General features: G+C 35.0%; 6 protein-coding genes. All 6 read left to right on the top strand.

The window, feature by feature from the left end:
* Positions 1-162 precede the first annotated feature (162 nt).
* The 6 genes from whiA (at position 163) to HMPREF9129_RS10550 (ending at position 8,834) form a co-directional block, all read left to right on the top strand.
* Positions 163-1,134, top strand: a complete 972-nt coding sequence (gene whiA, locus HMPREF9129_RS03040; protein WP_004820234.1) for a DNA-binding protein WhiA — start codon at positions 163-165, stop codon at positions 1,132-1,134.
* Complete coding sequence (locus tag HMPREF9129_RS03045) at positions 1,106-1,372, top strand: HPr family phosphocarrier protein (protein ID WP_004820236.1); 267 nt, start codon at positions 1,106-1,108, stop codon at positions 1,370-1,372. Before whiA ends, HMPREF9129_RS03045 begins: the two co-directional genes overlap by 29 nt.
* A gap of 65 nt (positions 1,373-1,437) precedes the next feature.
* Entirely contained in the window at positions 1,438-4,893 is a 3,456-nt protein-coding gene (locus HMPREF9129_RS03050; protein WP_004820237.1) for a DNA polymerase III subunit alpha, read from the top strand.
* Positions 4,894-4,895: 2 nt separating this feature from the next.
* Positions 4,896-5,855, top strand: coding sequence for a 6-phosphofructokinase (gene pfkA / locus HMPREF9129_RS03055; protein WP_004820239.1), 960 nt, complete (start codon positions 4,896-4,898; stop codon positions 5,853-5,855).
* A 9-nt stretch (positions 5,856-5,864) separates the two neighbouring features.
* Positions 5,865-7,613 (top strand): pyruvate kinase, encoded by a 1,749-nt coding sequence (pyk, locus tag HMPREF9129_RS03060; RefSeq protein WP_004820241.1) that lies wholly within the window; start codon positions 5,865-5,867, stop codon positions 7,611-7,613.
* 99 nt (positions 7,614-7,712) lie between these two features.
* A complete protein-coding gene (locus tag HMPREF9129_RS10550) occupies positions 7,713-8,834 on the top strand; it encodes a hypothetical protein (RefSeq protein WP_004820243.1) in 1,122 nt (373 codons plus the stop codon).
* The last annotated feature ends 279 nt before the right edge of the window (positions 8,835-9,113 follow it).

The following is a 9,113-nucleotide window of genomic DNA, read 5'->3' on the forward strand; positions in this document are numbered from 1 at the left end:
AAAAAAGGTAAATACTATGTGGTATAATTTAATTGAAAATGTATTTTGAAATTTTTTATAGCATTATTAAGATTTATCAAAAATTCTCCAGAAGTCTTTTAAAAATAGAGGGTGTGGGGTATAATATTTTACGGTAAGTCGTTTGCAAATAGATGAGGTGATGTGTTGAGTTTTTCATTTGATGTAAAAAATGAGTTGGCGAGGATTAAACTCAACGATCTTGCAGATATTATTGCCGAATTATCAGCTTACATAAGAATGTGTGGAGCGCTACAACTTTCAGGAGATGGGATAAGGGTTAGGTTTAACACAGAGAATGCTGCAATCGGTAGAAGGATTTTCACTTTTTTGAAAGACTTCTATTCTAAGGATGTAGAGGTTAAGATATCTCAATCAAGACAATTAAAAAAGAATAATATATATACGATTGTGCTTGAGGATGAAAATGCTTGTAAGCTTCTATTTTACGATTCCGAGTTTATAACCGGTGAAAACGTATTTGTACAGAGCTATTCTCCATACAGAGTAATTAGGTGGGATAGTGCAAAGAGAGCTTATATTAGAGCTGCGTTTTTGGGAGCGGGCTCAATTTCCAATCCGGAGAAGTATTATCATTTGGAGTTTGTTTCAAATAACGAGGAACATGCAAACTTCGTGAGTGATATTTTAAATGAATACTGCTTAAATTCCAAAGTCATAGCGAGAAAAGAGTATTTTATAACTTATATAAAGGGTGCGGAACAGATATCTGATTTACTTAGCTTGATGGGTGCTCAAAGGTCTATGCTCAAGTTTGAAGATATCAGAGTTTATAAGGACTTAAATAACAATGTAAATCGCTTAGTTAACATGGAAAGTGCCAACTTGAACAAAATAGTAAATAATTCTGTAAAACAGGTTATTGATATAAATTTAATAGAAGAAAAACTTGGGTTGAATTCTCTACCTGAATCTTTGCAACAAGTGGCAAGGTTGAGGTTGGAAGATGAGTCTCTAAGTTTGAAAGAAATTGGTATGATGCTAGACCCAAAAATAGGAAAGTCTGGAGTAAACCATAGATTTAACAAGATAAGAGAAATTGCAAATGAAATAAGAGGTGAACAAAATGGTTACAAAGAAAGTAACATTGAGTAATGAAGATGGGTTACATGCACGTGCAGCAGCATTGTTTGTGAGAACAGCCAACAGATATAAATCAGAAATAACTCTCACAGCAAGAGGGGAATCTGTAAATGCAAAAAGTATCATAGGGATTATGTCTTTAGGGGTATTTAGTGGTGAAGAAATCACCATTACTTGCGATGGTGAAGACGAGACTAAGGCAGTTGACAATTTAATAGACTTGGTAGAAAATAAATTTATAATGATATAAGTTGATAGAGTTTTAATATTAATATTAAAACTCTTTTTTAGTATAAATTATAGAAGAGGGATAATTTGAATGATTTTGTACACCTTCATGTCCATAGTGAATATTCACTTTTAGATGGGTCTTCGAGGATTAAAGAGTTACCGAATAGAATAAAAGATTTGGGAATGAATGCTGTTGCACTCACAGACCACGGGAATATGTATGGAGCGATTCAGTTTTATAAGGCCTGTAAAGAGGCGGGAGTAAAGCCGATAATGGGATGTGAAGTATATGTAACAGAAGAGAGTTATTTAAAATTTGACAGGAGCAACAAGAGATACCATTTAATATTATTAGCTGAAAACAACGAAGGCTTTAATAATATTATGAAGATAGTTTCTGAAGGTTTTGTCCACGGTTACTACTATAAACCTAGAGTAGACCACGAAGTTCTAAGGAAGTATAGCAGGGGAATAATTGCCACTAGCGCGTGTCTTGCCGGGGAAGTTCAAAGGAAATTGCATTCCGGAGATTATGATGGAGCAAAAGAAACGGCTCTTAACTATCAAGATATTTTTGGAAAGGGAAATTTCTTTTTAGAGTTACAAGATCATGGAATCTTAGCTCAGAAAAAAGTGAACCAGCTTTTGAGAAAGTTATCGATTGAAACGGGGATAGAATTAATAGCTTCAAATGATGCTCATTATTTAAAGCAAGAAGATGCAAGCGCACATGACGTTTTGTTGTGTATTCAAACAGGAACTGTTATAAATGCGGAAAAGAGAATGAAGTTTGAGACTGAGGAATTTTATCTAAAGAGTTACGAAGAAATGGCTCAAATATTTCCAAATGATTTACAAGCTCTTGAAAATACTGTGAAAATTGCAGATAGGTGTAATGTTGAAATAGAGTTTCACAATTTACACTTACCGCATTTTGAAGTTCCTAAAGGGTATGACAATGTAAGCTATTTGAGAAAACTTGCAGAGGACGGTTTAAAAGCCAGATATAGAGATGTTACGGACGATATAAAGAAGAGATTTGAGTACGAATTCAACACCATAATAACTATGGGATATACTGATTATTTTTTGATTGTATGGGACTTTATAAGGTATGCAAAAAGTGTTGATATTCAAGTTGGTCCCGGGAGAGGTTCAGCAGCGGGGTCAATAGTTTCGTATGCGCTTGGAATAATTGATATAGACCCGTTGAAATTCAATTTGCTATTTGAAAGATTTTTAAATCCGGAGAGAGTTTCGATGCCGGATATAGATATAGATTTCTGCTATGAGAGAAGAGAAGAAGTAATTGAATATGTAATAAGAAAATATGGTGCTGAAAATGTAGCTCAAATAGTAACTTTTGGTACATTGGGTGCAAGGGGTGCCTTAAGAGATGTTGGTCGCGCCCTGGACATAAGCTATGGAAGAGTGGACTACATCGCCAAACAAGTTCCTGAAGAACTTAATATGACAATTGAAAAAGCTCTTGGAATGAGTCCGACTTTAAAAAAGGAATATGAAACTTCTGATGAAACCAGGTATTTGATAGATACGGCTTTAAAGCTTGAAGGACTTCCAAGGCACACCTCAACTCATGCGGCAGGGGTAGTAATTTCAAAAGATGAAGTTACAAATTATGTTCCGCTCACGAGAAATGGAGATATAATAGCTACTCAGTTCAACATGATCGAGCTTGAAGAGCTTGGACTTTTAAAGATGGATTTCTTAGGGCTTAGAACTCTTACGGTAATAAGAGATGCTCTGAAGTTAATTGAAGAAAATCATGGGATAAAGATTGATTTTTCTCTTGTGGAATTGAATGACCCGAAGATACTTGAGATGTTTGCAAGAGCTGAAACTCTTGGCGTATTTCAATTTGAATCTCAGGGGATGAGAAATTTCTTGAGGGAATTAAAACCGGACGCTTTTGAAGATTTAGTTGCTGCAAATGCTCTGTTCAGACCGGGACCAATGAGTCAAATTCCAAAGTTCATAGAATCTAAGCATAATTCCGAACTGTTGTCCTATCCACATCCTCTAGTCGAAGATATTTTATCCACTACTTATGGGTGCATTGTATATCAAGAACAGGTTATGCAAATTGTTCAAAAAGTAGCCGGCTATTCTCTTGGACAAGCTGACTTGTTAAGACGTGCCATGAGTAAGAAAAAGATGTCTGTAATGGAAGAGGAGAGACAAAACTTCATTTATGGTAAGGAAGAAAATGGCGAATTGGTTATAGCCGGAGCTATAAGAAATGGAGTAGATGAGAAGACTGCCAATAAAATCTATGATTTAATGATAGATTTTGCAAATTATGCATTTAACAAGTCACATTCTGTTGCGTATTCGGTAGTAGCTTATAGAACGGCTTATCTGAAATATTATTATCCGGTTGAGTTTATGGCGGCGCAGATAACTTCGTTTATGGGAAGAATGTCTCAAGTTTCGCTGTATGTAGAAGAGTGTAAGAGGCTTGGAATAGATATATTGCCACCTGATATAAATAAGAGTTTTAAAAAATTCACTGTTGAAGATGGAAAGATAAGATTTGGGTTAAAAGCTATTAAGAATATGGGCGAGAACTTTATCGATGCTGCTGTTGAAGCCAGAGAAAAGGGTGGAGAATTTATATCTCTTAACGACTTTGTAAAGAGAGTTGCTGAAATAAATCCGAGTGCAGTAAATAAGAGAGCCCTGGAGTATTTAATAAAGTGCGGAGGGCTGGACTGTTTAGGAGGAAACAGAACTCAGTATTTGGCAGTTTACGAAAAAACTGTTGACAATGTATTGGGTACTCTTAGAAATAATATAAGCGGACAGTTTTCAATTTTTGAAGAACAGAAAATGGATGAGGAACTACCAAGACTAAAAGATTTCACACAAAAGGTTAAACTTGAATTAGAGAAAGAAATATTGGGAATATATATATCAGGGCATCCGTTGGACGATTATGTAGAGTTGATAAACAGAATGAGTTCTACAAATTCAAACCGAATTATGGAAGAGTATTCTATGAATACAAATTTAATTATGAGAAATTTGAGAGTTGCAGGTATAATAAAGAGTAAGCGAATTCTCATAACTAAAAACAAAAAGATGATGGCATTTGCAACTCTTGAAGATATTTTAGGGCAAATTGATTTGGTTATTTTTCCAAATGTATATGAAAAGTACATGGATATTATTGTCGAAGAAAATGTCGTGTTGGTAGAGGGGCATATACAAGCGTCTGAAATTGAAGAGCCTAAGATATTGGTGGACTCAATAAGTCTTTTGAAAGATTATGAAGATGAGTTAAAAAGTGTTAAAAAGTTGTATTTGAGTTTGAGAAGTAAAGAATCAAACTTGCTAAATTCTGTTAAAGCTGAATTGGTAAAATATTCTGGAGATATACCTGTAATATTTTACTTTGAAGATGAGAAAAAAGCTTACGCAACTGAAAAGAAATATTGGATTGACGAGAACAGAGCGGAAGATTTGAGAAGTGGTTTGAAAGCTTATATTGGTGATGGAAATAAATTTATATTGAGGTAATTATGGGGAAAATAGCTATACTTACAAGCGGTGGAGATGCTCCGGGGATGAATGCAGTTATAAGAGCTGTGGTTAGAACTGCAATTTACAAGGGAGTTGAAGTCTATGGAGTTAAGAACGGATATGAAGGCTTGATAGATGGGAATTTGATAGAGATGAATGAGTCTTCTGTGGCGGATATAATTCACAGAGGGGGGACAATCCTCGGGACTTCAAGATCAGAGAGATTTATGACTGAAGAGGGACAATTAAAAGCTATAAATATTTTAGAAATATTTGGGATAGATAAGTTAATAGTGGCCGGTGGCGATGGAAGTATGAAAGGTGCAATGGCACTTTCAAAACACGGCATTGACGTGATGGGTATTCCGCTTACAATAGATAATGACATGGGATATACAGATTATACAATTGGATTTTTTACGGCAATTACAACTGTAATGGATGCAATTTCTCACATAAGAGATACTACTGAATCTCACGGCAGAGCGAATGTTGTTGAGGTAATGGGAAGAAATTGTGGGGATATTGCCCTATATGCCGGAATAGCTTCCGGTGCTGAAAATATATTAGTTCCGGAGAGGGAGTTTGATTTAGATGAAATAGCTAAAAAAGCTTTGGTTGGGAAAAATAGAGGCAAGAGACACCACATCATAATTGCAGCAGAGGGTGCCGGAAATAGTTTTGAAATAGCAGAAAAATTTGAAGAGTTAACGGGAATAGATACTAAAGTTACTATTTTAGGTTACATTCAAAGAGGGGGAAGCCCTAATGTATCCGATAGGATAATGGCCTCTGCTATGGGAAGCAAGGCTGTGGAGTTTATTTGCGATAATGAAGGTAGTCATGCAATAGGTATTAAAGATGGAACTGTTGAAGTATTTGATTTAGAAGAAGCGCTAAATACTAAGAAAGAGTTCAAAGATGATTTAAAGCATATACTTGAAGTGACATCTATTTGAGGAGATTTTATGAAAAAGACTAAAATAGTGGCAACAATAGGCCCGGCAACGGAATCAAAGGAAATATTAAAACAACTTTTTACAGAGGGAGTTGACGTTTGTAGACTTAACTTTTCTCACGGGAGTCACGAAGAACATCAAGTTAAAATTGATAGAATAAAAGAAGTTAGGGAAGAAATGGGTCTTCCGGTGGCGATAATGTTAGATACAAAAGGCCCTGAAATAAGACTTGGGCTTTTTAAAGATTCTATGGAAGTTCGTCTTGAAAGCGGAGACAACTATACACTCACAAATAGAGATGTTGAAGGGGACGAAACTATAGCCTCTATATCGTATGCCGATTTACCTAGAGACATTACAGTTGGCTCAAGAATACTTATAGACGATGGGTTAGTTGGTCTCAGAGTACTTTCAAAGACAGATACAGATATCTATACAGAAGTTGAAAATGGAGGGGTAATTTCTCAAAGGAAGGGAGTTAACGCTCCCGGAGTGGACTTAAAATTACCTCTATTAAACGATAAAGATAAATCTGATATAATTTTTGGGGTTAAAAACGATATAGACTTTATCGCAGCGTCTTTCGTAAGAAGTAAAGAAGATGTGTTGGAGATTAGAAAAGTTCTTGAAGATGCCGGAAACTATGACATTAAAATTATTTCAAAGATAGAGTCGGAACAAGGGTTGGCTAATTTAGACGAAATACTTGCCGTTTCTGATGGTATAATGGTTGCCAGAGGGGATTTGGGAGTTGAAATCCCAACGGAAAGAGTTCCCCTTGCTCAAAAAGAAATGATTAAAAAATGTAATATTGCCGGCAAGTCAGTAATTACTGCAACTCAAATGTTGGATTCTATGATGAGAAATCCAAGACCTACCAGAGCTGAAGCAAATGACGTTGCAAATGCGGTACTAGATGGGACAAGTGCGGTTATGTTATCAGGGGAAACTGCAAGTGGGAAATATCCGCTAAATGCTGTAAAGGTGATGAGAGAAATTGTAGAAGTGACAGAAGATTCTATAAATTATCAAGAGCTTTTAGAAAAACAAATTTCTGAAATTTCAACTTCTGTGACAAATGCAATAGGAAAGAGTACTTGTACAATAGCTCAAGATTTAAGCGCAAAGGCAATTATTACAGCGACGACATCAGGTTCTACAACAAGGGCGATTTCAAAGTTCAGACCTAAGTCTACAATAATAGCTGCGACAACTTCAGAGAGAGTTAGAAGACAACTTGCTTTGACATGGGGTGCAGTTTCAATATTGGTGCCGGCTTTAAACACAACAGATGAAGTTTTCAAAAATTCAATAAACAGAGTTATTGAAGAAAAGCTTGTTGAAGAAGGAGACGTAGTAGTAATTACAGCAGGGGTACCGGTTGGTCTTTCGGGTTCAACAAACTTGATTAAAGTACAAACTATAGCAAAGGTACTGACTCAAGGTACAGGCATTGGAAAAGAGTTGGTAACTGGAAGAGCTGTGGTAGTAAACTCGGTAAATGATTTAATCAATAATTTTAAAGAAGGCAACATACTTGTTGTGTCAAATACAGATAAAGAGATAATTTCATTTGTTGAGCGTGCGGGTGGAATCATAGCTGAAGCTGCCGGATACACTTCACATGCGGCAATTACTGCAATAAGTTTAGGTATTCCAACAATTGTTGGAGCTGATGGAGCTCTTACAAGGATAAACACCGGGGATATTGTGACAATAGACCCTTCAGAGGGAACGGTTCGTAAAGGAATATACTAATTCTTAACTATTGAAACAAAATTGACTCCTAACTGTAACTGTATTAGAGTTGATATACTGTTTATGTAGGTTAGAATATATGATAAGGAGATGATTACAATGAAAAAGAAAATTTATTCATTAATGCTTGTACTTACATTTTTAATAACATTATCAGTGAAAGTAGAAGCTAGAACAGAGTATGCAACATTACCAAGATTTGATGTCACACTTAACGGACAAAAAGTAGATAACACATATGCTGAGTATCCACTTTTAGTTTATAAAGACATCACATATTTCCCAATGACTTATCACACATCAAGATTTTTAGGTGTTGAAACAAATTGGAGCGAAGCAACAGGTCTAAAGATAAATAAGACAGGTATTGCAGGAAAGTTTGAATTCTATCAAACTAATGTTAAAAACAATGACAAATATCAAGTTTCAGTACCTGAATTTGCAATTGCGGTAAATGGTAAATCTATAAACAATAGAACAGAACAATATCCACTTCTAACATTTAGAGATGTGACATATTTCCCAATGACTTGGAGATTTGGTGTTGATGAATTTGATTGGGACTATGACTTCTCACACCAAAAAGGATTGGTAATCAATTCTAAAAAAGCTGAAATAACAAAATCTGATATAAAGATTGAGGGAAAGAAAAGTAAATTTGAAGACTATTCAAAGACTGAATTCTACAATGGAAATTACTATGTTGTTAAAACAGATGGAACTTCTTACAGATTATTTAAAGATAGTTTGATAGGAAATAAATCTGAACAAGTTTCAGACATGGAAATTAAATCATTTATCCGTGAAGGAAATAAGTTACTATTTTCTTCTGTAGATGGATACTATAGCTATGATTTAGAAAAGGGCAGAATAAGCAAAGAATCTTCAATAATCAACAAAAATATATCAGCAGCTACAGCTATCAACCTTGGCAACACAACTTTCTATGTAGAAAGCAAAGATGGAACAGTTTTAACTGAAAAGGGCGAAAAAGTAAACAACGGAGCAGCTTATATGAGCGCTACTAAAGTTGGAGACTACACAATAATAAGATTTGCTTCAAAGGCAAATTCTGATAAGAGCCAAATTTATGATAGAACTGGTAGAATGGTTTACAACACTGATAAAGAAGTAGTAGATGCAAAAATGGAAGGTTATCAATTAAACTTTACTATTAAAAATTCAAATGGTACAGACAGCCAAAGAATTTCAATAAGATAACATATGACGGTTATTGCTTAAAAAGAGTAATAGCCGTTTTTATTTTAATTTTTTTAAAATTGGATATAAATTCAATCAGAATAAAAGGACTGAGAAGAGGGCAGAGATGAAGTTTAATAGTGAACTTGTTGAGAAAGAATTCATTTAATAAAGAGGTTGCAGAAGTTGCATAAAAACATAATGGAAATCTATGGGTAAAAAACTGCAGCGATTTTTATTGGATTAAGTGGGTGATGTGGAGTGATTGTGAAGCACCATACACTTTGTCGGTATTTGTAT

It is taken from the genome of Peptoniphilus indolicus ATCC 29427 (assembly GCF_000227315.1).
In the GTDB taxonomy this organism is placed as follows: Bacteria; Bacillota; Clostridia; order Tissierellales; family Peptoniphilaceae; genus Peptoniphilus; species Peptoniphilus indolicus.